The sequence below is a fragment of the Frankia sp. R43 genome (genome assembly GCF_001306465.1).
Taxonomy (GTDB): Bacteria; Actinomycetota; Actinomycetes; order Frankiales; family Frankiaceae; genus Parafrankia; species Parafrankia irregularis.
This window is the reverse complement of sequence record NZ_LFCW01000003.1, coordinates 847,527-873,737: the sequence shown is the minus strand read 5'-3', so window position 1 is coordinate 873,737 and position 26,211 is coordinate 847,527. Positions and strand designations below refer to the sequence as shown.

Annotated in this window: 17 protein-coding genes; 10 read left to right on the top strand and 7 right to left on the bottom strand. The window is 72.2% G+C overall.

The genetic code is table 11. From position 1 onward, the window contains the following. Window positions 1-154 precede the first annotated feature (154 nt). Both ACG83_RS17145 and ACG83_RS17140 read left to right on the top strand, forming a co-directional pair. Window positions 155-1,714, top strand: coding sequence for a glycosyltransferase family 87 protein (locus ACG83_RS17145; RefSeq protein ID WP_054567149.1), 1,560 nt, complete (start codon window positions 155-157; stop codon window positions 1,712-1,714). A gap of 665 nt (window positions 1,715-2,379) precedes the next feature. Then, window positions 2,380-3,819, top strand: coding sequence for a DEAD/DEAH box helicase (locus tag ACG83_RS17140; protein ID WP_054567148.1), 1,440 nt, complete (start codon window positions 2,380-2,382; stop codon window positions 3,817-3,819). 138 nt (window positions 3,820-3,957) lie between these two features. On the opposite strand, the gene ACG83_RS42480 is transcribed toward ACG83_RS17140, so the two are convergent. Further along, window positions 3,958-4,134, bottom strand: a complete 177-nt coding sequence (locus ACG83_RS42480) for a hypothetical protein (RefSeq protein WP_165615411.1) — start codon at window positions 4,132-4,134, stop codon at window positions 3,958-3,960. 191 nt (window positions 4,135-4,325) lie between these two features. Here ACG83_RS42480 and ACG83_RS17135 point away from each other — a divergent pair, with 191 nt between their 5' ends. From ACG83_RS17135 to ACG83_RS17110, 6 genes are all read left to right on the top strand, one after another. Continuing rightward, a complete protein-coding gene (locus ACG83_RS17135) occupies window positions 4,326-5,744 on the top strand; it encodes a pyridoxal-dependent decarboxylase (RefSeq protein ID WP_054567147.1) in 1,419 nt (472 codons plus the stop codon). Window positions 5,745-6,098: 354 nt separating this feature from the next. Then, entirely contained in the window at window positions 6,099-9,635 is a 3,537-nt protein-coding gene (dnaE, locus tag ACG83_RS17130; protein ID WP_054567146.1) for a DNA polymerase III subunit alpha, read from the top strand. A 73-nt stretch (window positions 9,636-9,708) separates the two neighbouring features. Continuing rightward, the gene (locus ACG83_RS17125; RefSeq protein ID WP_054567145.1) at window positions 9,709-10,479 is read left to right on the top strand and encodes a class I SAM-dependent methyltransferase; all 771 of its coding nucleotides are present in this window, start codon (window positions 9,709-9,711) and stop codon (window positions 10,477-10,479) included. 211 nt (window positions 10,480-10,690) lie between these two features. Next, entirely contained in the window at window positions 10,691-11,122 is a 432-nt protein-coding gene (locus tag ACG83_RS17120) for a PPOX class F420-dependent oxidoreductase (protein ID WP_054567144.1), read from the top strand. Window positions 11,123-11,152: 30 nt separating this feature from the next. Next, window positions 11,153-12,106: an NAD(P)-dependent oxidoreductase gene (locus ACG83_RS17115; RefSeq protein WP_054567143.1), complete on the top strand. Its 954-nt coding sequence runs from the start codon at window positions 11,153-11,155 to the stop codon at window positions 12,104-12,106. A 78-nt stretch (window positions 12,107-12,184) separates the two neighbouring features. Continuing rightward, window positions 12,185-12,598 (top strand): VOC family protein, encoded by a 414-nt coding sequence (locus ACG83_RS17110; RefSeq protein ID WP_083473305.1) that lies wholly within the window; start codon window positions 12,185-12,187, stop codon window positions 12,596-12,598. Between the two features lie 30 nt (window positions 12,599-12,628). Here the strand turns inward: ACG83_RS17110 and ACG83_RS17105 are convergent, their stop codons facing one another. From ACG83_RS17105 to ACG83_RS17090, 4 genes are all read right to left on the bottom strand, one after another. Then, window positions 12,629-13,231 (bottom strand): HAD family phosphatase, encoded by a 603-nt coding sequence (locus ACG83_RS17105; RefSeq protein ID WP_054567142.1) that lies wholly within the window; start codon window positions 13,229-13,231, stop codon window positions 12,629-12,631. A 750-nt stretch (window positions 13,232-13,981) separates the two neighbouring features. Continuing rightward, the gene (locus ACG83_RS17100) at window positions 13,982-16,813 is read right to left on the bottom strand and encodes an ABC transporter permease (protein ID WP_054567141.1); all 2,832 of its coding nucleotides are present in this window, start codon (window positions 16,811-16,813) and stop codon (window positions 13,982-13,984) included. After that, a complete protein-coding gene (locus ACG83_RS17095) occupies window positions 16,810-17,733 on the bottom strand; it encodes an ABC transporter ATP-binding protein (RefSeq protein WP_054567140.1) in 924 nt (307 codons plus the stop codon). The genes ACG83_RS17100 and ACG83_RS17095 overlap by 4 nt, the downstream gene beginning before the upstream one ends. After that, on the bottom strand, window positions 17,730-18,479 hold the full coding sequence (locus ACG83_RS17090) for a PadR family transcriptional regulator (protein WP_054567139.1): 750 nt from the start codon (window positions 18,477-18,479) through the stop codon (window positions 17,730-17,732). Before ACG83_RS17090 ends, ACG83_RS17095 begins: the two co-directional genes overlap by 4 nt. A gap of 996 nt (window positions 18,480-19,475) precedes the next feature. On the opposite strand from ACG83_RS17090, the gene ACG83_RS17085 reads away from it, so the two are divergent. Then, window positions 19,476-20,894, top strand: a complete 1,419-nt coding sequence (locus ACG83_RS17085; RefSeq protein ID WP_235497954.1) for a cyclopropane-fatty-acyl-phospholipid synthase family protein — start codon at window positions 19,476-19,478, stop codon at window positions 20,892-20,894. A 24-nt stretch (window positions 20,895-20,918) separates the two neighbouring features. Here the strand turns inward: ACG83_RS17085 and ACG83_RS17080 are convergent, their stop codons facing one another. After that, the gene (locus ACG83_RS17080; protein ID WP_054567137.1) at window positions 20,919-22,520 is read right to left on the bottom strand and encodes an aldehyde dehydrogenase family protein; all 1,602 of its coding nucleotides are present in this window, start codon (window positions 22,518-22,520) and stop codon (window positions 20,919-20,921) included. Beyond that, the gene (gene lat / locus ACG83_RS17075; RefSeq protein WP_054567136.1) at window positions 22,517-24,022 is read right to left on the bottom strand and encodes an L-lysine 6-transaminase; all 1,506 of its coding nucleotides are present in this window, start codon (window positions 24,020-24,022) and stop codon (window positions 22,517-22,519) included. The genes ACG83_RS17080 and lat overlap by 4 nt, the downstream gene beginning before the upstream one ends. Window positions 24,023-24,264: 242 nt before the next feature. Between lat and ACG83_RS17070 the strand changes: the two genes are divergently transcribed. Then, the gene (locus ACG83_RS17070; protein WP_054567135.1) at window positions 24,265-25,992 is read left to right on the top strand and encodes a protein kinase; all 1,728 of its coding nucleotides are present in this window, start codon (window positions 24,265-24,267) and stop codon (window positions 25,990-25,992) included. The last annotated feature ends 219 nt before the right edge of the window (window positions 25,993-26,211 follow it).

The window sequence follows — 26,211 nt, the reverse complement described above, 5'->3', positions numbered from 1 at the left end:
TCACCGCACCCGCCCGGTCCACCTGGTGTGACGTAGGCGGCCGGCTGCGTCACCGAGCGCACCAGTGAGGTGGGAACATGGCCGTAGCAGGCGCCGAGCGGCCACGAGCCGAGGAACCGGGAGACTGGGTGGAGCGCAGACCGAAGCGGGCGTCATGACGACGGCCCCGGGCCGACCGGCCGGGAGCACCCGCCCGGCCACGCGACGCCAGCCGGCCGGGCCGGCCGGCTTCGTCGGCGCGACCGTCACGAACGCGGCGGGCCCACTCGTCCTCGCGGGCATCATCGCCCTGGTCTGGGTCGGCTTCGTGGCCCCGATCGCCCACTTCGACGTGGACGTCTTCCTGCGGGCCGGCGCGGCTGTCGCCGACGGGCGGGATCCCTATCCCGTGCCGGGCACCCCCGAGGTCTACTCCGGGTTCTCGTTCGTCTACCCGTACCTGATGTCCCTGCCGTTCGTCCCGCTCTCCGGCCTGCCGCGAGCCGACGACCTGTTCATCGCGCTGTCGGTTGTGGCCCTGTTCGTGGCCTGCCGGCTCGCCCGGGCCGGCTGGTGGACGTCCGCCCTCGTGCTCGGTGCCTCCTGCACCATCACCGGCCTGCAGATGGGCACTCTCAACGCGCTGCTGTTCTGCGGGCTGGTCGCCCTGTGGCGGCTGCGGGACACCCCCGTGGCGGCCGGGGTGCTGGCCGCGCTCCTGGTGTACAGCAAGCTCTTCCTCTTTCCGGTCGTGCTGTGGCTGGTGCTGACCCGCCGGTGGCGCGCGACGGTGCACGCGCTGGCCGCGCTGGCCGCGCTGGCCGCCGTCGGGGAGGTGTACAGCCCGGTCGAGGCCCGCACCTACGCGGACATGCTGGGGGTGCTGGCCCGCGAGGAGGCCCCGGACGGCCTGAGCCTGACCGGCCTGCTGATGAACACCGGGCTGGGCACGGGCACCGCCACCTGGGCGGCGCGGATCACCGCCGCGGCCCTGCTCGCCGGATGCCTGTGGTCTGCGCGGCGGGCCGGCCGCGCGGAGGCCGACGGCCTGCTGTTCGCCGGTGTGATCGCGGCGGCGCTGGTGGCGTCGCCCATCGTGTGGAGCCACTATCTCCTGCTCCTCGTCGCCCCGCTGCTCGCGATCACCCGCGGCGTCCCCGGGCCGCGGGCGGGCGCCGGCGCGGGTGATCCCAACCGCCCGCTGGCCCTGTTCACCGCCGGTAGCTGGCTGCTGGTGACCCCCCACCTGAGCACCCCGATGGACCTGCTCGTCGCGTCCGTCGTCCTCGTACCACTGGTCGCCGTCCCGTTCCTGCGTCCGCTGCGCGCACCGCGCCCACCGGGCGAGGGACGACCGAGGGGCCCGGAACATCCGGCGGGTCTGGCCGGGCTCCCCCGCACGGCGGCCCGGGCCGCCCTCGCCGCGGGGCTCGTCGCTGGCCTGGGAGCGGCGCTGTGGGCTGTGGCACGCGTGCACGGCGATGACCACCGGGTGATCGGTGCCTACGGCACGCTCGTGGGAACGATCGTGCTGGTGGCCTGGGCCGTCCGCGCCTGCCTCCCCACCGGGGACGGCCCGCTCTCCAACCTGGCTCCGGCTCCGGCTCCGGGCCCAGCCGCGCACGCAGCCACAGGCCAGGCCCCGGCTGCGGCCTCGGACCCGGGCCCGGCGGCGGATCCCGCGCCGGCCGCGGGTGCATCGCGCACCCGAACGGGCCGGATGCACCCCCAGTAACAGATGCATGCCAGGCATGGGCATTCCGGCGTGTGGCCACGTCGCCATGGTCATCCGAGAAGGAAGTGTCGTCCGGACGACTGCGAACCGCTGTTCGGCGGTTCACCGGGGCAGATGTGACGTAGAACGTCCTCCCCTGATGGTTAAGCACACACCGCACGGCCCCCGATCACGCCCGGGTAGGAGGTAACGTCTTCCTGTCGGCGTCACCGAGGGCAACCAGCCCGCGAGGCGGCGACAAGATCTCGGGACATCCGATCAACCAGGTCGGATGTCCAAGGTCGGTGCGAGCGCCATGGCGGTCCGAAACCGCGGTTGGGTCCGGTCGCGTGAAACCGGCCGCCCCCCGGCCGCCGGATGACACTTTCCGCGTTCGTGAACCACGCCGCATGGCGCGTGGAACCGATGTGGCGTGTGTTCTGTCGGCCCTGACCTGATCGGCGGATCCCCTGACTCAGCCCCGCAGCACCCAGCCCAGCCCCGCCCACCGTTCGGCCCGTCCCGCCCGGGGCAGCCGTCCCCGCCCCAGCGGACACGGTCGCGGCGGGCCCCGTCCCGCCCCCTTCAGAGCTGGCGAGCGGCCGGCAGCGCGTCCGGCGCTGGCCACCCGCTCACCCCGTCCGCCCGCCGAGTCGTTCGCGGCGGCCGGGCTCCCCCCGAAGCTTGTGGCGGCCCTGGCCGACCGCAAGATCCTCGCCCCGTTCCCGGTGCAGGCCGCCACGCTGCCTGACGTGCTGGCGGGCGAGAACGTGCTCGGCCGGGCCCGCACCGGCTCGGGCAAGACCCTGGCGTTCGGCCTCCCGCTGCTCGCCCGGCTCTCCGCGACCGGCCCGGCCCGGCCGCGCCAGCCCCGTGGGCTGATCCTCGTCCCGACCCGGGAGCTCGCCCAGCAGGTCAACGACGTGCTGGCGCCGCTCACCCGGGCGCTGGGGCTGTGGATGACCCCGGTCTACGGCGGTACGTCCATCAGCCGGCAGATCTCGGCGATGCGCCGCGGTGTGCACCTGGTCGTGGCGACCCCCGGCCGGCTCACCGACCTCATCGAGCGGGACGCCTGCCTGCTGGACGAGATCGAGATCACCGTGCTGGACGAGGCCGACTTCATGTGCGACCTCGGGTTCCTGCCGGCGGTGAAGGCACTGCTGGACATGACCCCGTCGGGCAGCCAGCGGCTGCTGTTCAGCGCCACGCTCGACCGCGAGGTCGAGGTCCTGGTCCGCAGCTACCTGCCCGAGCCGGTCCTGGTCGCGATCGACCCGGAGGTCTCGCAGGTCTCGACGCTGGCGCGGCACGCGCTGGAATCCGTGGACCGTGCGGCCCAGCTCCGTCTGGTGACGGCGCTGGCCGGTGGCGCCGGGCGCACGCTGGTCTTCGTGCGCACCCAGCGGGACGCCGACCGCGTCGCGCAGGCGCTCACCGAGGCCGGGGTGCCGGCCGAGCCGCTGCACGGCGGGATGCCCCAGGGTGCGCGCACCCGGGCGCTGGCCGGCTTCACCGACGGCTTCTACCGGGTGCTGGTCGCCACCGACGTCGCCGCCCGCGGCATCCACGTCGACGGCATCAGCCTGGTGCTGCACCTCGGTCCGCCCGACGACCCGAAGACCTACCAGCACCGTGGTGGCCGCACCGCGCGGGCCGGGGCCGACGGCGCCGACGTCCTCGTCACCGTGCCGGCCGAGCGCGGGAAGGCCCGCTCGCTGCTGCGGGCCGTCGGTGTGCCGGCCCAGCCGGTACCCACCCTGCCCGACGACCCGATCGTCACCGAGCTCGCCGGCCCGCCGGCACCGCCGGTCGACCCGGCCACCATCCAGGCCCGCCGTCGGCGGGACGGGGGGCGCCGGGAGGGCGGGCGTCGTGAGGGCGGCTTCCGCGAAGGTGGTTTCCGTGACGGCGCACGGCGTGACGGTGCCGGGCGTGAGGGCGGTTACCGGCGTGGTGGTCCGGGCGCCGGCCAGGCGGGCTCGGGGGCGAGCGGCTCCGGGCGTGAGGGCGGCGACCGTGACGGCGGTTCGCGCCCCCGCTTCGACGGCCACCGGCCGGCCCGGACGGGCCGTGGCCTGAACCGCGCCCCGCGGGTCGAGGCCGCGCCGGCCTCCGGCAGCTGAACCCGGCCAGCCGGGTAGGACCGCGGTAGGCGACCGCGACGCTGCGGGCCCACACGCGACAGTGCCCCGGAACGCTTCGGCGTTCCGGGGCACTGGTGGTTCGTCCCGATCGTCCGGCGCGAGGCCGCGACGGTCCGGTCACAACGAGCGTGATACGCCCAGTCGCAGCCGCTTCGGGTTCGCCAGCGACCCGAAGGACAGCCCGTCGCTGCTCTGTTCCGCGAGCTCGACGCCATCCACGGTGCCCGGGACCGCCTCCCGCTGGCCGTGCGGCGCAGACCCCGTCTGGGGAGCGACCGACTCGTCCTGATCCATGCGCAACACCTTTCGAAGAGTTACCGAATCGGCACTGAATACCAAAACGGTATCCAGTGGGCGCGTCGGCCAGTGCGGGAGGTGTCGGCGGTCACAGTGAGGTACGTCCACACATCGAACTGCACCCGAACGGCACCCGAACCACGCCCGAACGGCGTACAGACGACGGGGAACGACGGAGAAGGAGCACGATGGCGCCACGTCCGCGGTGGGAGGCCGGCACCGCTGCGGAGCGGGCCTTCGCCCACATCACGGACTACCTGGCCGGTCTGCCGGAGCGGCCGGTCGGCGCGGCCGAAGGCTACGCGAAGATCCATGCCCGGCTGAGCCTCCCGCTGCCCGCCGGCAGCACCGATCCTCTCGAGATCGTCGACGAGCTCGCCGCGGCCGCCGAACCCGGGCTCGCCGCCACCGGATCACCGCGGTTCTTCGGCTATGTCATCGGCGGAACCGTCCCGGCGGCCCTGGCAGCCGATCTGATGGCGGTCGCCTGGGACCAGAACGCCGGCCTCGCCAGACTCTCCCCCGCCGCCGCGGCCGCCGAGGCGGTCGCCGGTGTGTGGATCAAGGAGCTGCTGGGCCTGCCCGCCACCGCCTCGGTCGGCATCACCACCGGCACCCAGATGGCCCATGTCACCGCGCTGGGCGCCGCCCGGCACCGTGCCCTGGCCCGGTACGGGTGGGACGTCGAGGCCGACGGCCTGCACGGCGCGCCGCCGGTACGGGTGTTCGTCGGGGCCGCCCGTCACACGACCGTGGACGCCGCGCTGCGCCTGCTGGGGTTCGGCTCCCGCCGCCTGACCGTGGTCGACACGGACGACGCCGGCCGGATGCGGCCGGAGGCGCTTCGGGTCGCGCTCGCGGCCGGCACCGGCCCGGCGATCGTCGTCGCGCAGGCCGGCGAGATCAACACCGGTGCGTTCGACGCGATGGGGCAGATCTGCGCGATCAGCCACGAGCACGGCGCCTGGGTCCATGTCGACGGCGCGTTCGGGCTGTGGGCGGCCGTGTCCGCCTCCGCCCGGCGACGCGCGCTGGTCGCCGGGATCGACCAGGCCGACTCCTGGGCCACGGACGGGCACAAGTGGCTGAACCTGGCCTACGACTGCGGCATCGCGATCGTCGCCGACGAGCGGGCGCACCGGGCCGCGATGTCGACCCGCGCCCCCTACATCCCGCCCCCGGCCGTCGACGAGCACGACCCGTTGGAGTGGACACCCGAGTTCAGCCGGCGGGCCCGCGGCTTCGCGCTCTACGCCGCGCTGCGATCGCTGGGCCGGGCGGGCCTGACCGACCTGGTGGACCGCTGCTGCGCGCATGCCCGGCGCCTCGCCGACGCGCTGGGCGCGCTCGACGGGGTCGCGGTGCTCAACGACGTCGAGCTCAACCAGGTCCTGGTCCGGATCGACGACGACGACGCGACCACGGCGGCGGTCATCGAGCTCGTCGTCACCGGCGGCGAGGCGCTCGTCTCCGGCACCGTGTGGCATCACGCCGTGGCGATGCGGCTGTCGGTCTGCAACTGGATGACGACCGAGGCGGACGTCGACCGGGCCGTCGCGGCGATCGCGGCCGCCATAGCCGACGCACGTGGCCGTTGTCACGCGTGAGTGGCCCGGTGGTGCGCGGCCGGCATGTTCTCTTCAGGCCTGTCGGCGGGCAGCGCTAGGCTGCGTCAATGCCGCCGGACCCCCGCGCGACAGCCGTCGACCGCCTTCACCGCCACCGAGAGACCACAATCCTTCACCGAGAGACACAGTGAAGCCACACTAACGACCTGAAGTAGCCGGGAACAATAGGCGAGTAAGTTCGGCGGACTTTCCGGCCGGCTTTCTTTTCGCCCTGCCCGCACTCGTATTGCCACACCGATATCGTCCCACTCATATCGCCCCGTCCCTGCCCCCGCCCCGTCCCTGCCCCGCATCGACCGGCGTGCCCTCCGCGCGCGGGAAGGTCCCGACGACATGCCGAACTCCTTCGTCCACCTTCACGTCCACACCGAGTACTCGATGCTCGACGGGGCGGCCCGGCTCAAGGACATGTTCTCGGAGGTCTCCCGGCAGGGGATGCCCGCCGTCGCGATCACTGACCACGGCTACATGTACGGCGCCTACGACTTCTACAAGCAGGCCACGGCGGCCGGGGTGAAGCCGATCATCGGGTGCGAGGCCTACGTCGCGCCGGAGTCGCGCCTGCTCAAGCAGCGGGTGCGGTGGGGTGACCCGAACCAGAAGAGCGACGACGTCTCCGGTGGTGGCTCCTACACCCACATGACGATGTGGGCACGGAACGAGACCGGGCTGCACAACCTGTTCCGGCTCAATTCCCGTGCGTCCATCGAAGGCCACTACATCAAATGGCCACGCATGGACTCCGAAATCATCGCCGAGCATGCCGAAGGGCTGATGGCGACAACCGGGTGCCCGTCCGGGGAAGTGCAGACGCGGCTTCGCCTGGGGCATTACGACGAAGCACTCAAGGCCGCCGCGAAATACCAGGAGATCTTCGGCCGCGAGAACTTCTTCTGCGAGATCATGGATCACGGCATCGAGATCGAGCGCCGGGTGCGGGACGGGCTGATCGACATCGCCCGCGCACTGGACATGCGCTTCGTGGTCACGAACGACTCGCACTACACCTACGAGTCGGAGCGGGCCACCCACTCCGCTCTGCTGTGCGTCCAGACGGCGTCGACGGTGGCGAACCCCACCTTCCAGTTCGAGGGCTCGGGCTACTACCTCAAGAGCGCCGAGCAGATGTACGCGATCGACACCTCCGACGCCTGGCAGCAGGGGTGCGAGACCACGCTGATGATCGCCGAGCGGGTCGAGCCGGCCGGCATGTTCACCAAGCGCAACCTGATGCCCCGCTTCCCCGTGCCCGAAGGCGAGACCGAGGAGTCCTGGTTCCGCAAGGAGACCTGGGCCGGCATGGACCGGCGGTTCCCGAACGGGTTCGACGAGGAGCACCGCACCCGGGTCGAGTACGAGCTCGGCGTCATCCTCTCGATGGGCTTCCCGTCGTACTTCCTGGTGGTCGCCGACTTCATCATGTGGGCGAAGAACCAGGGCATCCCGGTCGGCCCGGGCCGTGGCAGCGCGGCGGGCTCGATGGTCGCCTTCGCGATGGGCATCACCGACCTCGACCCCATCCCGCACAGCCTGCTGTTCGAGCGGTTCCTCAACCCCGACCGCGTCTCCATGCCGGACATCGACATCGACTTCGATGAACGTCGGCGCGGTGACGTGATCCGCTACGTGACGGACAAGTGGGGTGAGGACCGCATCGCCCAGATCGTCACCTACGGCACGATCAAGGCGAAGGCCGCCATCAAGGACTCGTCCCGGGTCCTCGGCTACCCGTACGCGGTCGGCGACCGCATCACCAAGGCGATGCCCCCGGCCGTCATGGGCAAGGACATCCCGCTGTCCGGGATCTTCGACCCCAAGCACGCCCGTTACAGCGAGGCCGGTGAGATCCGCGGCCTCTACGAGTCCGACGCGGACGTCCGCAAGGTCATCGACACCGCCAAGGGCCTGGAGGGGCTGATCCGCCAGGCCGGCGTGCACGCCGCCGGCGTGATCATGTCCGCCGAACCGATCATCGACCACATCCCGGTGTGGCGCCGCGACGCCGACGGCGCGATCATCACGCAGTTCGACTACCCGACCTGCGAGAACCTCGGCCTGCTGAAGATGGACTTCCTGGGCCTGCGCAACCTCACCGTCATGGACGACGCGGTGCGCAACGTCGAGTCCAACCGCGGTCACAAGGTCGACCTGATGGGCCTGGAGCTCAACGACCCGCCCTCCTACGAACTGCTCGCCCGCGGCGACACCCTGGGCGTGTTCCAGCTCGACGGCGGGCCGATGCGCTCCCTGCTGCGCATGATGCGCCCCGACAACTTCGAGGACATCTCCGCCGTGCTCGCGCTCTACCGGCCCGGGCCGATGGGCGCGAACTCGCACATCAACTACGCGCTGCGCAAGAACGGCCAGCAGGAGATCACCCCGATCCACCCGCAGCTCGCCGAGCCGCTGGCCGACATCCTGGACACGACCTACGGCCTGATCGTGTACCAGGAGCAGGTCATGGCCATCGCGCAGCGGGTCGCCGGCTACACCCTCGGCCAGGCCGACCTGCTGCGCCGGGCGATGGGCAAGAAGAAGAAGGAGATCCTCGACAAGGAGTTCGTGCCGTTCTCCGACGGCATGAAGGCCAACGGCTTCTCCGCCGAGGCGATCAAGATGCTGTGGGACATCCTGGTCCCCTTCTCCGACTACGCCTTCAACAAGGCGCACACCGCCGGTTACGGGCTGGTCTCCTACTGGACGGCCTACCTCAAGGCCAACTTCCCCGCCGAGTACATGGCCGCGCTGCTCACCTCCGTCCGCGACGACAAGGACAAGAGCGCGATCTACCTGAACGAGTGCCGGCGGATGGGCATCCGGGTGCTGCCCCCGGACGTGAACACCTCCGACGCCGACTACACCGCGCACGGCGACAACGAGATCAGGGTGGGCCTCGCCGCCATCCGCAACGTAGGCGTCAACGTGGTCGAGTCGATCGTCCGCAACCGGAAGACGAAGACCCGCTTCGCCTCCTTCCCCGACTTCCTGGACAAGGTCGACGCCGTCGTCTGCAACAAGCGGACCGTGGAATCGCTCATCAAGGCCGGCGCGTTCGACTCGCTCGGGCACACCCGCCGCGGTCTCGCCGAGAAGCACGAGCAGGCCGTCGACGCGGTCATGGGCGTGAAGAAGAAGAACGCCGAGGGCCAGTTCGACCTGTTCGCCTTCGACGGCGAGGACGGCGAGCCGGACGCCGCCCCGATCTTCGGTGTCCAGGAGTTCTCCGACCAGGAGTGGGAAAAGTCCCTGCTGCTCTCCCTCGAGCGGGAGATGCTCGGCCTCTACGTCTCCGACCACCCGCTGCTCGGCGTCGAGCACATCCTCGCGGCCAAGGCCGACTGCAGCATCGCCGCACTCAACGGCGGCGAGTACCCGGACGGCGCCGTCGTCACGATCGGCGGCATCATCTCCGGCCTGCAGCGGAAGGTGACCAAGCAGGGCAAGCTGTGGGCCCTGGCCACCGTGGAGGACATGGGCGGCGGCCTGGAGGTGATGTTCTTCCCCGCGACCTACGAGACGTGCTCGACCCAGCTCGCCGAGGACGCCGTCGTCATCGTCAAGGGGCGCATCGACAAGCGGGAGGACACCCCCCGCCTCGTCGCCTCCGATCTGACCGTCCCGGACCTGAGCGATCACGCGCTCAGCCCGCCCGTGGTGATCACCCTGCCGGCCTCACGGGTCAACCCCCCGACCGTCGACCGGCTGCGTGAGGTGCTCGGCGACCACCCCGGCACCACCGAGGTCCACCTGCGCCTGCAGTCGTCCAGCCGGGTCACCCTCCTGCGGCTCGACGACGCCTACAAGGTCCAGCGGACACCCGCGTTGATGGGCGACCTCAAGGCCCTGCTCGGTGCCTCCGCCGTGGCCTGATCGACGCTGATCGGCCGGATCACGGCCGGTCGTGCGGAGGCGGCCGCCGCCATGAACGGCTACAAATCAGAACATGGATGCGAGTGACCACACGCGGACGGTACGTCAGTCCTTCAGCCGTCAGACCCGCCTGTTCACCGACCGCGACGCGGTCTTCGCCGCCCGCGAGCCCGCCGTCCCCTGGCTCGAGCCGCTACACCCCGACATGATCATCCTCGACGTGGCCTGCGGAGCGGGCCACGTCGCCGAGCTCGCGGCACCGCGCGTCCGCCAGGTCGTCGGCCTCGACGTCACGACCGAGCTGTTACGGATCGCCGCCACCCGCCTGCGGGCCGCCGGTGTGGCCAACGTGCTGCTCCAGGAGGGCGACGCCGCCCGGCTGCCGTTCCTCGACGCGTCCTTCGACGTGGTCTACTGCCAGGCCGCCCTGCACCACTTCCCGGACCCGCGACCGTACGTCGCCGAGATGGCCCGGGTGTGCCGGCCCGGCGGCCGGGTGGTGATCTCCGACATGGTCGCCCCGAGCCCCCGCCTGCGCGGCCCCTTCGACGACCTGCACCGCAGGATCGACCCCTCCCACGCGGCCACCCTCCTCGACACCGAGATCACCACGCTGCTGCGCGCCACGGTGGGCCCGCTCGCCGGGGACCCGGCCCGCCGCCGCTCCACCCTGCCCATCAACCGGATCCTGACCCCGGTCGCCGACCGCGAGGCGGTGTTCGCCGCCCTGCGGGCCGAACTCGCCGGCGGCCCGACCACCGGCTTCGCCCCGACCGAGCAGGACGGCCAGCTCCTCATCAGCGTCACCACCATCGCCGTCACCGCGACCCCGGCCGGCCACTGACCACCCGCCGCGTTCCCGTTGACGCCGGGGAATTCGCGAACCCACCGGCGACCTTCATCAGGATGTGAACGGCCGACGTCCAGCACCGGGTGCTGGACGAAGATGCCGCTGTGAGCGACTGACATCACCTGCCATCGGGCCACACATGCCCGGGCACGCCATGCGCAGGCCCGGTGTTGGTCGCACAGTCCCGTAGCCCAGGAGGACGACCATGACCACCACGCCGTTCGACCCGCATACGCTGCTCGCGGAAAGCCGGCTCGGGGTGCTCGCCACCATCAAGGCGGACGGGCTCCCCCAGCTCTCCCCCGTCCTGCCCTTCTACGACCGGCCGGCCGGTGTCCTCTACGTGTCCATGACCGAGGGCCGGGCCAAGACGGCGAACCTGCGCCGGGACCCGCGCGCGGCACTGGAGGTCACCAGCCCCGACGGCTGGGCCTGGGCCACCGCCGAAGGCACGGTGACACTCACCGGGCCGGGCACCGACCCGCACGGGCCCGAGGTCGAGGCACTGGTGGACTACTACCACCTCGCCGCGGGCGAGCATCCCGACTGGGACGAGTACCGCTCGACAATGGTCTCGGACCGCCGAGTTCTCATGACGATGACGGTCAACCACGTGTACGGCGCCAGGCTCCGCTGACCGAGCGCAGTCGATCGGGAGGGAACACCGTTGTCGCAGCACCGCCGGCCGCTGGTCGTGGCCGTCCCCACCGAGGAGCTCCGCGAGGCACTCGCCTCCGCACCCGGAGCCGGAGCCGGAGCCGGAGCCGAGGTGATCATCTGGGATCTGTCGGGCGCGCCACCGCGCCGGGACCTGGACATCGTCGTGGTGCCGTACATGTCCGATCCGTCGGTGCTCGGCGCTCTCGGCGGGCTGCGGCCCCAGCTCGTGCAGAGCCAGTCGATCGGCTACGACCGGGTCGCCGCCGCCCTGCCCGCCGGTCTCACCTTCAGCAACGCCACGGGCGTGCACGAGGCGTCCACCGCCGAGCTGGCGATCGGCCTGATGATCGCCAGCCAGCGACGGCTGCCAGCGCTGGTCGCCGCGCAGCTTGATCATCGCTGGGCGCACACCGAATCCCTGTCGCTGGCAGACTCCAGAGTCATCGTGGTCGGGCAGGGCGGCGTCGGGCGGGCGATCGTCAGCCGCCTGCGGCCGTTCGAGGTCGACATCACCCGGGTGGCCGCAACGCATCGCCAGGACGCCGACGGCGTCGTCTGGTCGGTCGACGAGCTGCCCAAGCTGCTGCCCGACGCGGACATCGTCGCGCTCGCCGTCCCGCTGAACGCCGAGACGGAGGGCATGGTCGACCGGGACCTGCTGACCCTGATGAAGCCGGGTGCCCTGCTGGTGAACGTCGCGCGGGGCAAGGTCGTCGTCACCGCCGACCTCGTCGAGGCGGTCCGGGCCGGCCATGTCCGCGCCGCGCTCGACGTCGTCGACCCCGAGCCGCTGCCACCGGAGCACCCCCTGTGGCGCCTCGACGGCGTCGTGCTCACCCCGCATGTCGGCGGGCACAGCGCCGCGATGCTGCCGCGGGTCGTCGCCCTGGTGCGCCGCCAGATCGCCGCCCTGTCCGCGGGCCATCCCCCGCACAACGTCGTCATCCCGGCCCGGGCCTGAGGCCGCGCGGGACGCGGGCGCGGGTCGTCTGCGGATACGCTGAGCCCGGGGACACCGGGCGTTCGGGAGGCATCCTCAATGACCAGCGTCGACATGAACGACGTCGTCAGCGAGCCGTACACCGGCATCCTCGGGCTTCATCATCTTCAGCTGGCGATCCCGGCCGGGGCGGAGGACGCCTGCCGGGCCTTCTGGTGCGGTCTGCTCGGCCTCACCGAGGTGCCGAAGCCGCCGCCGATGGCCGCTCGGGGTGGCGCCTGGTTCCGCGGAACCGGCTTCGAGCTGCATGTCGGTGTCGATCCGGCGTTCACCCCGGCTGCCAAGGGGCATCCGGCCATCCTCGTCGACGACATCGACGCGCTGTCCGAACGCCTGGCCGCCGCGGGCATCGCGGTGACCTGGTCGCACGACTTTCCGGGCCACCGCCACTTCTACAGCCCCGACCCGGTCGGCAACCGGATCGAGTTCATCTCGCCCGACCCGGTGTCGTAGCGCGCCTGGTGCCGGGAGTCCGCGAGCCGGTCAGGGCGTCAACGCCTCGACCTCGGCGATCGCCTGCTCCGTGTCGTGGAAGAGGACGCCCTGCCAGCCGGCTGCCCGAGCACCCTCGACGGCCGCCGGTGTGTCGTCCAGGAACACCACGTCATAGGGTGCGACGCCCAGCCGTTCGCAGGTCAACGTGTAGATCCGCGGATCCGGCTTGGCCAGCCCGACCTCATGGGAATAGACGATAACTTCGGTGACGTCCGCGAACCCGTACCGCTCCTGCTCACGTTCGCGCGCACCGACGAAACTGTTACTGAGAACTCCGGTACGAAACCGCGGCCGGAGTGCCCGGAACCACGCGAACAGCTCGACGTTCAGCGTGCCCAGATACTCGTCCCACATCAGGCCCCAGAAGTCTTCCAGCTGTTCCTCGGAGACATCCAGGCGCGCGCGGGCCATGGCGATCACCTCGCTCTCCGACATCGTCCCCAGCGAACCCGCGAGGAAGACGTCGGCCAGACGCTCCAGCACCGTGCCCGCCGCCAGACCGGTCCGCTGTTCCCAGCGCGGCATCCACCCGGTCTGCGGCGTCACCTCGAGTACGCCCCCGATATCAAGGACCACACAGCGCGCACCCATTCATCCACCTCCCCTCGAGACAAGCCGCTTCCGCCCATCCGCCTGGAGGTCCGAATGCGGCCAGCTCAAGCAGCATGCCGGACACCGGATACCAGTCGTCGAACGCCAGCGCAGTCAGCCAACCCGGCCAGCTCCGCGCAGACCGCTCCGTATGGCCTTCAGCGCATGGCCCGTTTGACGGATTGAGCCGGTCGAGGCGCACGAGCCGACGACTACCTCGCCTGACCTCACAAATCGCCGGGAATCACCTGATCTCGGCCGATCGGTCCTCGGTCATCCAGGACACCAAGCTATCGACCGGGTCGCCCGACTTCCACCCGCATGTAACCAAGCAGCCACCTGCTGCAGACTTGCATAAGCACAGTTATCATAACCACGCTTACGAGAAGCCCGACCTTCGGCAATACGAACAAAAAGGCCACACGACCTGGCCGCGACCCGTCTGCCGCCCCCAGCCACCTCCCTTCGGCAGAACCCGTCCAGCAGAAAAAACCCAAACGGAGACTGACCTTCCTGGACGACACTCGGCCTCACGAACCCCCGAACACCAGTGACTCGCCGTCTGCGGCCTCGTCTGCCCCGTTGTGATCCTCACCAGGAACGGATCCCGGTGCCGTTTGTGGGTCCGCGCCGCGCTCCACCACGCATTGCCGAGGTTTTCGGGGATACCGAAGGTTCCGAAACAGCGCCGTCGGGTGATCATATCCGTCGCGGCGTGCCCCACGGAGCCCGCCATCGCGACCGTAGGCGTCAGAGGACGGCGCGGCGCGTCATGGGGAGCCGTGACCGCGTGAACAGCCAGCCGGCGGCGACCGCGAGCAGCGGCACGGCAACGATGACGATCAGCAACGTCTCCCAGGGGATGACCAGCCGCCAGGGCGGGCCGACCACGCCTTCACCCTGCCGCATCATCAGGACCGTTGCCGCGCCGGGAAGGAAGCCGGCGATGCCACCGAGGACGGTGCCCAGCCCGGCCACCACCCCGGCCTGGCTCGCCGCAAGCCGCCGGCGCAGGCCGGGGCTGGCACCGATCGAGGCCAGGGTGGAGAGGTCCGCACGGCTGTCCGCGGCCGCCAGCCCGACCGTGATCACGGTCGCGCTCAGGGTGATCAGGCCGGCGCCTGCGGCCAGTGCCAGCAGGCCGATGCCGAACTCGCTGACATAGCCGCGTTCCACCACCGGAGAGCTGAGCCCCAGGTCTTCCGCCGCCGCGTTCAGGCGCTCCACCTCGGTCTGGGTGGGCATACGGTCCGTGGCCGCGACGATCTGGGCCGGGCCGCTGCGCAGGCCCAGGTCGCGGGCGGCCGCGGGGGAAAGGAGCAGGCCGCCGAAGGTGAGGTCGGAGGAGGGTGCCGACGTCGGGACCCGCGTGGCGGGTACCACGATCTCCCGTAGGGTGCCCCCGTCCGCATTGTCGCCGTCGACGGTGACAGCGATGTGCACTGTTCCGTCCGGCCAGCGCAGCCGGTCGTCGGACACCGCCGCCCCGCCTCCCGCCAGCACCCGGCGCAGGGCGGGTTCGGCGCGGCCGAGTGCCACCTCCACGCCCGTCCCGTCATCGACCACCACCTCGCTGCCGCCGAGGGTGACCGGGTAGGGGCCGGTGCCGTCCCAGCCACCGAGGCCTTCCTGACACCGCGGGTCGTCCGATGGCGGCCCCCCGGCCGGTGATGAACAGCCCGCTGGCAGGGGTGGTGACAGCGTCATCGACAGGCTCTTGCCAGCGGCGTCGACGGGCGTCTCGACCACGTGCACCGACCGGATGGGCAGGTGCTCGCGCAGCACCCGCTCCGCGCCGGCCAGTTCCCGCGCCACGTCGGCCTGGTCCCGCGAGTCGTCGAAGAGGCTGATCAGTGCCACGCCGTCGCCCAGCATGGGCTGGTAGGCACGGCGGTCGTGATCATCCATGGCGGCGACGAACAGGGAGACGGCGACCGAGGCCGACACCGCCGCCATCACCGCGCCGATCGCCGGGGTGGTGCGGCCACGCTGACGGGCGGCGTCGCGCAGGGCCAGCCGCCCGGCGACGGGCAGGGTCCCGGCGAGACGGGCGACCAGGCCGACAAGGACGCCACCGACGGCGATCAGGCCGAGCATCGCCAGCGTCGTCCCGGCGAGGATCAGCAGCCCACTGCGGTTGCCGGCGCCGAGGAGCGCCACGGCCGTTCCGGTGCCGACCAGGACGGTCCCGGCGACCGGGACGCGGCGCCGCATCCGGGCCGGACTGCCGTGCCCGTTCAGCGCGGCGAGCACGTCCAGCCGGCTCGCGGAGATCGCCGGGGCGGCCGCGGCGGCGATCGCGGTGAGCGTGCCGACCGCCACGATCGCCAGCAGATCCAGGATTCGGACGTCGGTGCGCACGATGTCGGCCCAACCGTGGTCCACCAGGGTCGGGATGAGTGCCACGCCGAGCCCGGTGCCGACGGCCGCCCCGAGCAGCGACGCGGCCAGGCCGATGACCACACCGCCAGCCAGCACGATGTCGCGCAGGTGCGCGGGTGCCCCGCCACCGGCCGCGATCAGCGCGAGCTGGCGGCGGCTGCGCCGGGAGCCGATCGCGAACGCGGGGCCGGCGAGCAGCGCCACCACCAGCAGCGCCAGGCCCGCGGCGAGCACCGTCGCAGCGACCATGTCGGCCGCGGGGCCGGTCGAGAGGACCGCCGGTCTCTGGGCCTTCGGGGGCGGGTTTGCGAGCACCGCCCGGCTCACCACCACCGCACCTGCGGCGTTGGCGGCACGTACCCGCGACCAGTCGATGGGATGCGGACCGACCACATACAGCATCTGGGTGACATCCGAGGCCACCGGAGCCAGCGTGCGGGGTGGGGCCAGCACCGTCCTCTCCTGTGGCCCGCGGGTTTCCTCGACGACCCCGACGATCGTCAGCGCGGGCCCGGAACCCGGGGCCTCGCCCGCGGCCTGGCCGGAAGCCTCGCCTGCGGCGAGCGCCGCCGCCGTGAGCGTGTCGCCGACCCCGAGGCCGGCGTGGCGCGCGAGTGCCCGGCTGACCGCGGCCTCACCCACGGTGGTGGGCAGCCGGCCGGACCGGACCGTCGCCAACGCCGCGAGCTCAGGACGGGTCCAGTCGGTCTCCCGCACGTTCGTGCCGACGGACCGGTCGCGGTGCGACCCGTCGCTGATCCGGAACCTCAGGTAGCCACGCAGCTCGGTGACGGCCGTGTTCCCGGCGGGCAGGGCCGCCAGCGCCTGCCGCTGCGAGTCGGCGGGATCTGGCGCGGGGTCGCCCGCGCCGACGGCGTCGACGGCGTCGACGGCGCCCGGCGGAGGCGTGGGGAGGTCCTCGGTCCGTATGTCGCTGCCATCGGGACTCTGGGTCAACGGACTGTCCGGCCCGAAGAACGAGACCTCGGCCTGCACGGACGGGTCCTTGCCCAGGTGCCGGTAGGCGATCTGGGCCGGGCCGTCCTGGCTGGATCGCGCGATCACGTCGACCGTCGACACGAGCATCACCGGCACCGCGATCATCGCGAGGACGAGTGCGGTGCGCCCGCGGGCACGCAGGGCGTCGCGCCGAGCGAGGCGCAGCGCCGCCCGCCAGGCCCGCAACCGGCCAGCCGTCACCGCCGGCCCCCGTCAAACCCGTCGGACTCGCCGGACTCATGGAACTCATCGAACTCATCAAAATCGTTGGAGTCGCCGGTGCCGTCCCGCGCCGGGTTCGGCCCGTCCGGCGCCGGACTCGCCGCCGCGCCGGCCCTCGAACCGTCCGCAGGGACGGGGACCGGGGCGCTCAGCAGGGACTCCGGCGTCTCGGGCGTGCCGGTCGAGTCGACGACCAGGCCGTCCCGCAGGAAGATCACGCGGTCGGCCCAGGCCGCGTGCCGGGCCTCGTGCGTGACGAGCAGCCCCGCGGACCCGGCGTCGCAGCGGGCCCGCAGCACCCGCAGAACCGCCTCGCCGGTGTTCGAGTCCAGCGCACCGGTCGGTTCGTCCGCCAGGACCAGGCCTCGCGGGCCGACCAGCGCGCGGGCGATGGCCACCCGCTGCTGCTGGCCACCGGACATGTCGTCGGGAAACCGGTCGGCGAGGTCGGCGACACCGACCTCGGCCAGGGCCGCCTGCGCCTCCCGCCGGGCCGCCCGGGCGGAGATCCCGTCCAGCTCGCGGGGAAGCATGACGTTCTCGACCGCGGTCAGCGCGGGTATCAGGTTGAGGTTCTGAAAGACATAGCCAAGCGATCGCCGCCGCAGCGCGGCCAGGGCCTTCGGCGACTGGCCGCTCAGCGTCGCGCCCGCGATGAGGACCTCACCCGAGGTCGGGGTGTCCAGACCGCCGGCGAGGGCAAGCAGCGTCGACTTGCCCGACCCGGACGGGCCCATCACCGCCACCAGCTCGCCGGCGCACACGGTGAGATCCACCCCGCGCAGCGCCTGCACCCTGGTCGCGCCCCGGCCGTGCTCCCGGTGCACGCCCCTCAGTTCCAGGGCGGGTGCCCGTCCGACCTCCACCTGGACGTCCGGGCTGGTCAGTGCCGTTGTCATCGGGTGTCCTCACGGTCGGGTCCGGCGGGAGCGCCGGAACTGCGGCGAATCAGGCGCAGCTCCACATGGTCGAGCCAGCGGATCTCCGCCTCCGCGGTGAAGATCAGGTTTTCCAGGACGAGGAGCCAGGCGAGGTCGGCGCTGTCGTCGGCCCGGTGCCGCAGCCGGGTGTACTCCTGCATCGCCCGGAGCGTCTCCACCCGCTGCCGCTGGAGCAGCGATCGGACGTCCACCTCGGGGAGCGTGACGGCGAGCGCGAGCTTGATGGCGAGCTCGTCGCGGCCCGCCATCCGCCGGCTCACCGGGGTCGACCGCCAGCGCTGCGCCTCCGCCGCGCCGGCAGCGGTGAGCCGGTAGACGATCCCTCGGCCCTCACCACCGTCACCGTCGCCCGGCTCCGGGTTCATGACCGCGGCACTCGCCACTCGAGCGCCGCTGACCGGCGCGTCCGCGACCACGGGCGCGGCACTCGGGGCCGGCGTCTGTGTGGCAGGCCTTTCCTCGGCCCCGGCATCCGCCGCCGCAGCATCTGTGGCCGCGGCGTTCGGGTCGGTCGCGTCCGCTCGGATGGGAGCGCGCTCGCCCGTCACGAGGCCGTCCCGCTCAAGGCGGCGCAGGGTCGTGTAGACCTGCCCGATGTTCAGCGGCCAGGTCGATCCCGTCCTGGCCTCGAACTCCGCCCGCAGCTGGTAGCCGTACATCGGGCGCTCCGCCAGCAGTGCGAGCAGCCCGTTCCGGACCGACATCCCAGACCTCCCTCCTCCGCATACCGAGTATGCATGGCGGACAATACTCGGTATGCAGTCAAGGGATACTTCCGTGGGTTCGCGAGCGGGGGCCGCACCCTGGAACGGGCTCGCGGTTCCGCGCGGTGACCGGGAGGCTCGAAGCCTGGCATCACCCCCACCGGAGATCCACGACCTGCGACGCGAGCGAGGCGCACCGTGGCCGCCGAGCGGCTTCGGCCGCCCCGACCGGCCGGGGAAATCTCGCGCCGACTGACGTGATCCCGACAGCCCACCGACGGACACGACATCACCCGAGGCCTTCAGGCCGGCTCGGCAGCGGATCGTCGGCGCCCACATCGGCACCCGCCACCTCGACCTGGACGGCTGCTTCGCCTTCGCACCGCACAGCGTCAGACCTCGGCGCAGCTGGACGACCCCGTCATCCTCACCGGACTCGCCGCGCCGCGGTCAACAAGTCGGCGAACCCGGGCATCGCCAACGTCGCCAACTCCGGGTACGGCGAGGCCTCGACACGCGCCTGCGCCACCAACTCTGCCCCGGGGCCACGTTGCTGCGGCGCGCTCGACATCAGACATCACTTCCGCCTCATTGAACTCGGCGAAATCTATGGCCGAAGCAAAGAATGGCACTCCTCGTGCACGGGCAATGCCCCAAACGAGTGGACGGACAAGGCTGGCGCGGTCAGAACGGGGCGCCAAGACGGTGTGAGGCAGGAAACACCCGCGGCACGGCACTCGGGTTGTTTGCACCACCCATTTGTTGGGGGACCATGCGATCAGGAAGGGCCCGCGTCGCCCTGCTCCAGCTGACGCCGCCCTGGCACAGACTGAGCAGGCAGGGCCGGTGCTCCCCCGCGGCCGCCCGCCGCATTACCCGTGTCGTGTGGTCGCCGCGCGGGCGATCTGGCGGTTCCGCGGTGACCGCAGGCCCCGGCGCCCGCAGGGACCGGAGGAAAACGTGACGGTCGATCACCCCGTCAGGTCGGAAGCAACCATGTCAACGCCGAGGGAAACGCGCCAGACCGACGCCGCGCCGAGCAGGCCGGAAGGTGCGCGTGAATGGGCGGCGGACGACCCGCGCCCGCCCGGGTTGGACTGGCCGCCGGAGGTCGAAAAGGCATCCCGCGATCTTCTCGTCGAGCTTTTCGGGACGGATCCCGCGGTCCGGGTCGAGATGTGGGACGGCTTCGCGTTGGGGCCGCGGACGTCGACGCGGGTACTGATCCGCAACCCGCATGCTCTGCGCCGCGCGTTGTCCCACCCTGGCGAGCTGGGGTTCGCCCGCGCCTTCGTCGCCGGTGACATCGAGATCGATGGCGAAGAGGGCGGCCAGGGCGACATCTTCGAGGCCCTGGCCCTGCGCGGTCAGATGGCGACGATGCGCCCGTCGGCGGCGGTTGCACGGGCGGCGGTCGTGCTGGCCAAACAGTTCGGGGTGCGGCCGCCGGAGCCGCCGCCGGAGGAGGCCCGTCTGCGGGGACGTCTGCACAGCCGCGCCCGGGACGCGGCGGCGATCTCGCACCACTATGACGTCTCGAACGAGTTCTACCGGCTCGTCCTGGGTGAGTCGATGACCTACTCGTGCGCGGTGTGGGAGCCCGAGGCGGCGCAGGGTCCGCTGCCGGCGGGGCTCGGCGGGGCGCAGGCGGCGAAGCATGAGCTGGTCTGCCGCAAGCTCGGGCTGCGGCCCGGTGAGCGGCTACTGGATGTCGGCTGCGGCTGGGGCAGCATGGTGCTGCACGCGGCCCGCCATCACGGGGTCCAGGCCGTGGGCATCACGATCTCCGAGGAACAGGCCGCGCTGGCCCGCCGCCGGGTGGCGGAGGCCGGGCTGGGCGACCGGATCGAGATCCGCCTGCAGGACTACCGGGAGATCACAGACGGCCCGTTTGACGCGATCAGCTCGGTGGGGATGGTCGAGCATGTCGGCCGGGCGAAGCTGCCGACGTACTTCGAGAGCCTGTTTCGCCTGCTGCGCCCGGGCGGGCGGCTGCTCAACCACGGGATCTCGTTCCCCGGTGACCCGGCCGGCGCCGCCCGCCGGCGCCCCCGGATCGGGCCGGTCCCGCTGCCCGAGAACGCCGACTTCCTGCACCGCTATGTCTTCCCGGACGGTGAGCTGCACGAGATCGGCGCGCTGGTCACGCTGATGCAGGGCGGCGGGTTCGAGGTGCGCCACGTCGAGAACCTGCGTGAGCACTATGCGCTGACGCTGCGGGCGTGGGTCACCAACCTGGAGCAGCGCTGGGACGAGGCCGTCGCCATGGTCGGCGCCGGCCGGGCCCGGGTGTGGCGGCTGTACATGGCCGGGTCGGCGCTCAGCTTCGAAGGCGGCTTCTCGCAGATCCACCAGGTGCTGGGTGTGCGCCCCGACGGCGGCGACGCACACCAGCCACTGCGTCCGTCCTACTGAACCGGAGCGGCGCTGAGAGCGACGTCAGCCGCGCAGGCGGAAGCTGAGGTCGGCGGCGGGGACGGTGACGTCCATCTGGGCCTTCTGGAGGCGGCCGGAGAGTTCCCAGGTCAGCGACTGCCAGCGGGTCATCTGGTCGAGGACCCACTGGCCGGACTGGCGGGCGCCGTTGCCGGACCGCCCGTTGCCGCCGAACGGCAGGTGCGCCTCCGCGCCGGAGGTCGACGTGTTCACGCTGACCATGCCGGCGCGGACGCCGCGGCGGAAGCGCCGTACCGTCACCGGGTCGCCGGTGAAGATCGACGAGGACAGGCCGTAGCCGGGCAGGTTGGCGAGCTCGATGGCCTCCTCCAGGTTGCGGTAGGTGGTCAGGCCGACGAGGGGCCCGAAGGTCTCCTCGGTGAACAGGTCGTCGTCGGGGCGCACGCCGTCGACCATCACCGGGTGGTAGTACAGGCCGGTCTCGGGGTTGCCGAGGAAGCCCTGGCGCGGGCTGGACGGGCCGATCCGGCCGAGTGCGGTGGAGCCGAACGGCTGGTGGTGGTCGCGGATGTGCGCCAGGTGGTCCTCGAAGCCGGCGGCGAACCGGGCGTCGAGCAGCGGCCCGTAGAGCACGTCGCGGGTCGGATCGCCGATGGACGCGGCTGCCAGCGCGGCGGTCATCCGGCGGCGGAACGCGCCGTGCACCGACTCGTGGGCGATCACCGTGCCAAGTGAGGTGCAGCGCTGGCCGGCGGTGCCGAAGCCGGCGAACAGCGCGGCGGCGACGGCGGCGTCGAGGTCGGCGTCCGGGGCGAGCACCATCGGGTTCTTGCCGCCGAGCTCCAGGCAGGGGGCCTGCAGGTGCCGCCCGCACAGCGCGCCGATGAACCGGCCGACGGACGTCGACCCGGTGAAGCCGACCTTGTCGACGAGGCCGGCGTCCAGGGCGCGTTCGAGGCCGACGGAGGTGGTGGGGCCGTCGGCGAGGACGAGGTTGGCGACTCCGTCGGGCACGCCGGCGGCGGTCATCAGGTCCATCAGCGCCGCGGCGCAGGCGGCGGCGTACTCGGCGGGCTTCCAGACGACGGAGTTGCCGGTGAGCAGCGCCGGGACCAGGTACCAGGACGGGACCGCCACCGGGAAGTTGCCGGCGGTGATCACCATGGCGACGCCGAGCGGCTCCCGGTAGGTGAACAGCTCCCGGTCGGGCATCTCGGAGTCCACCGTCTGGCCGTGCGGGCGGCGGCCCTCGGCGCGGAACAGGGTGCAGGTGTCGACGATCTCGCGGACCTCGCCGCGCGCCTCGGCGAGCGGTTTGCCGACCTCCCGGGTGACCAGGCGCGCCAGCGCTTCGGCGTTCTCCTCGACGAGCCGTCCGAAGGCGCCGATGACCTCCCCGCGCACGGGTGCCGGGACCTGCGCCCATTCCCGCTGGGCGGCCCGGGCGGCCGCGGCGGCGGCGACGATGGACTCCGCGCCGTCGAGGACGACCTCGGCGACGACCTCGTCGAGGCGGGCCGGGTTCGTCGAGGTGATCACCCGGGTGCCTTCCGGCGCGATACCGGACGGGCCGGCCGTGGCGTACAGGTCGTGCTGACGTCCACCGATCACCGCGGCCACCCGGCGGGGATGAACGAGAGTCATCGCTGTCCCTTCTGCTGCGTTGACGACGAGGGTGCTGGCGAGTCCTGCGCTGCCGGCGAAGGAGCCGGCAAAGGCGCCCGCGAGTCGGCCCCCGGGCTCGGCGCGCCGGTCTCGACAGGTCTGATCCGGGTGCGCCCGAGCGAGGTGGCGACCCGGTCGAGGGCCGCCACGCCGCGCTCGAGCTCGTCGGCGCCGATGGTGAGGGCGGGCCGGAACCGCAGGGCCTGCTCGCCGGCGGGCAGCAGCAGCACCCGCTCGTCCTCGCGCAGCCGGCGGACGGCCTCGTCCCGCAGCGTGCTGTCCGCGACGTCGACGGCGCACAGCAGCCCACGGCCGCGTGCGTTGCGCAGCAGCCGGGGGTGGCGTTCGGCGACGTCCGTGAGCGCGGTCAGCAGGTCGGCGCCGAGTGTGGCCGCGCGGTCGAACAGCCGCTCGGACTCCATGATCTCCAGCATCCGCCGGGACCGGACCATGTCGACGAGCCCGCCGCCCCAGGTGGAGCTGATCCGTCCCGGTACCCGGAAGACGTTGTCGGGGACCTCGTCGACCCGCCGCCCGGCCATCAGCCCGCCGAGCTGCACCTTCTTGCCGAAGACGACGATGTCGGGGCGCAGCCCGAGCTGGGTGTGCGCCCACGCGGAACCGGTGGCGCCGACGCCGGTCTGCACCTCGTCGACGATGAACAGCGCGTCGTGGCGTTCGCACAGCGCCGCCATCGCGCGCAGGAACTCGCCGCGCAGATGGTTGTCGCCGCCCTCCCCCTGGATGGGTTCGGCGAGGAAGCAGGCGATGTCGTGCGGGTGGCGGGCGAACGCGTCCTCGGCCTGGGCGAGGGCACGCCGCTCGGCGGCGACGACCGCGTCGAGCGCCGTTCCGACGCAGGGGAAGGTCATCGCGGGGCAGTCGATGCGCGGCCAGTCGAAGATCGGGAAGCGCGCCGTCTTGACCGGGTCGGTGTTGGTGACCGACAGCGTGTAGCCGCCGCGGCCGTGGAACGCCGAGCGCAGGTGCAGCACCCGCCGCCCGAGCTCGGCGGGACGTCCATGTGCCTCGTTGTGGCGGCTCTTCCAGTCGAAGGCGCATTTCAGCGCGTTCTCGACCGCGGCCGAGCCGCCTTCGACGAAGAACAGGTGGGGCAGCTGCGGGTCGCCGAGCACCCGGGTGAAGGTCTCGACGAACTCCGCGTACGCGACGGAGGCCATGTCCGGGTTCGCCGGCTTGTTGACCGCGACGCGGGCGAGCTCGGCGAGGAAGTCCGGATCGCGCATGAGCGCCGGTGGGCTGACCCCGAGCGGCGCGGACGCGAAGAAGCTGTAGAGGTCCAGGTAGCTCGTCCCGGTGCGGGCGTCGACGACCGTGCTGCCGGAGCTGGCCTCCAGATCGCAGACGACGTCGTATCCGTCGACGAGGACATGCCGGGACAGGACCGGGATCACGTCGGTGGGCCCGAGTTGGCCCCGGGTGCCTGTCGAGGTACCGATCTGGATGTGCCCAACCGCCACGGTCCGCCTCCTCACCTGCCGATCGACTACTGCACTCCTGCCCCGCTCGCGTGCGCTCACATGCCGCGCTCGCTGGCAGCTTCCTGCAGCGTCCCGGTTACCGGGCGGAACCGCGATCCGATCAACCTCCGGTGCCGCGCGGACGGCGTTGCGCGGCCCGCGCTGCCTGTCGGCCACCGCGGGTGAGAACATCGACATCTGGGACCAAACGGCACGAGACAGGAGACGAGGCCCAGGACGCGGTGCTGACCCCCCTGACCACGGACGATCCGCAACAGATCGGGCCCTACCAGCTCACCAACCGCATCGGCGCGGGTGGAATGGGCGTCGTCTATCTCGGCTTCACCGACGACGGCCGGGCCGCCGCGGTCAAGGTTCCGGCCACGGCCCTCGTGGGCGACCCGAGTTTCCGCTCCCGCTTCCGCCAGGAGGTCGCGGCCGCGAGCCGGGTCCGCGGCCGGACGGTCGCCGCCGTCCTCGACTCCGACGCGACCGGGCCACGCCCGTGGCTGGCGACCGAGTACGTGGAGGGGCGCAGCCTCTCCGAGGCGGTGCTGGCGCGCGGCCCGTTCGACGAGCGCCTCGTGTCCGCGGTCGCCGTCGGGCTGGCCGACGCGCTGGTGTCCATCCACGCGGCCGGTGTCGTCCACCGTGACCTGAAGCCGGCGAACATCCTGCTCGCCTGGGACGGTCCGCGCGTCATCGACTTCGGCGTCGCCCGGGACGACGCCACCACCTCGCTCACCCGGACCGGCAGCCTCGTCGGCACGATGGCCTGGATGGCACCCGAGCAGCTGCGCGGCGAACGCGCCGGCCCGGCGGCGGACATCTTCGCCTGGGGCGCCTGCGTGGCGTTCGCGGCGGCGGGGCGGCCGGCCTTCCGCGGCGAGCAGCCGCAGGCTGTGGCACTCGCGATTCTCAACGGCGCACCGGACCTGGAGAACCTGCCGCCGCTGGTGGCACCGCAGGTTCACGCCGCGTTACGCAAGAACCCGCAGGCTCGTCCGGGCGCCGCGGAGATCCTGGCGAACCTGCTGGGCCGGCCGGCGGACGCCCCGACCGACCCCGCCGAGACCGGCCGGCTGATGCGGAGCTGGTGGAGTCCGCCGCCCGGCACCGAGCAGGCCCCGCATCCACCCCCACCCCGACCTCGGCCCACGCACACGCCCATGCCGGCGCCTGGGCCTGGGCCCGCACGGGCGCCGCGTCCGCAGGTGCCCCCATCGATGCGGGCACCCGCGCATCCGCGGGAGGGACAGCACCCGCACCCGCGCGGCATGCAGCCGGCGCACCCGGGGAACAGACAGCCCCCTCATCCTCGCGGCGGGCCGCCGCCGCGCCCGCGGGACGGGCAGCCCGCGCCCCGGGCGCGGCGCCGGGCGCTGCCCGTCGCCGCGCTCCTCGCGCTGGGGCTGCTGCTGGCCGCCGGCGGCGCGGTCGCCGGCGCGCTGGCGATGTCACACCGGAATCAGGGCACCGCCGGCACGGCCGGTACCGTGACGCCCACCCCCGGCTCCCCGGGCATCACCTCCGCGACGGCGAGCCCGGCGGGCTCCGCGACCGGGCCGTCGGCCTCGACGACCACCAGCCAGCCCCCGCGGATCATGACCGCCACCGAGGCGGCCAGCGTCGTCCGGAGGGAGGGCTACACCCCCGACATGGCCTCCTACGACCCGCAACGGACGCTGAACCTCGTGCGCGCTACCCGGGGAGACCGCGGCCGGCACGAGGAGACCGCGTTCGTCTTCGCCGACGGGGAGTACCTGGGCACCGACACACGGGATCCGAGCACGAGCATCAGCGTGGAGCCGCTGTCATCCGTCGAGGCCGAGGTGACGTACCGGACCTACCCCGCGGGCGGTTCGACGCCTACCGGTTCGGCAGTCGTGCGGTTCCGCTGGGACGGAACCAAGCTGCGCACCGACGGCCAGTTCCCGCCCGCGGACCCGGCGCTACCGGATCATCGTTGACCCATCCCGCGCCCCAGACGAGCGCAACACAGGAAAAAGTCACCTTTAGGCCAAAAAAAATGTGACCAGCACAACGAAGTCACCCGGACGGGCCTACCGCTATTCGGGTACCGATGTTGGGATGGTGATACATCGGGCCGAGGCGCACGGAATCGCAACGGTCTCCACAACGCGGGTACTCGTTCGAGGGTGCCCAGGGCAGTAGCCGGTAGTCAGTAG

Bases quoted from the DNA above. Each gene is read 5' to 3' on its own strand.
- ACG83_RS17145 (WP_054567149.1), top strand. From the start codon at position 155: ATGACGACGGCCCCGGGCCGACCGGCCGGGAGCACCCGCCCGGCCACG.
- ACG83_RS42480 (WP_165615411.1), bottom strand. From the start codon at position 4,134: ATGGATCAGGACGAGTCGGTCGCTCCCCAGACGGGGTCTGCGCCGCAC.
- ACG83_RS17135 (WP_054567147.1), top strand. From the start codon at position 4,326: ATGGCGCCACGTCCGCGGTGGGAGGCCGGCACCGCTGCGGAGCGGGCC.
- dnaE (WP_054567146.1), top strand. From the start codon at position 6,099: ATGCCGAACTCCTTCGTCCACCTTCACGTCCACACCGAGTACTCGATG.
- ACG83_RS17125 (WP_054567145.1), top strand. From the start codon at position 9,709: ATGGATGCGAGTGACCACACGCGGACGGTACGTCAGTCCTTCAGCCGT.
- ACG83_RS17120 (WP_054567144.1), top strand. From the start codon at position 10,691: ATGACCACCACGCCGTTCGACCCGCATACGCTGCTCGCGGAAAGCCGG.
- ACG83_RS17110 (WP_083473305.1), top strand. From the start codon at position 12,185: ATGACCAGCGTCGACATGAACGACGTCGTCAGCGAGCCGTACACCGGC.
- ACG83_RS17105 (WP_054567142.1), bottom strand. From the start codon at position 13,231: ATGGGTGCGCGCTGTGTGGTCCTTGATATCGGGGGCGTACTCGAGGTG.
- ACG83_RS17095 (WP_054567140.1), bottom strand. From the start codon at position 17,733: ATGACAACGGCACTGACCAGCCCGGACGTCCAGGTGGAGGTCGGACGG.
- ACG83_RS17090 (WP_054567139.1), bottom strand. From the start codon at position 18,479: ATGTCGGTCCGGAACGGGCTGCTCGCACTGCTGGCGGAGCGCCCGATG.
- ACG83_RS17085 (WP_235497954.1), top strand. From the start codon at position 19,476: ATGTCAACGCCGAGGGAAACGCGCCAGACCGACGCCGCGCCGAGCAGG.
- ACG83_RS17080 (WP_054567137.1), bottom strand. From the start codon at position 22,520: ATGACTCTCGTTCATCCCCGCCGGGTGGCCGCGGTGATCGGTGGACGT.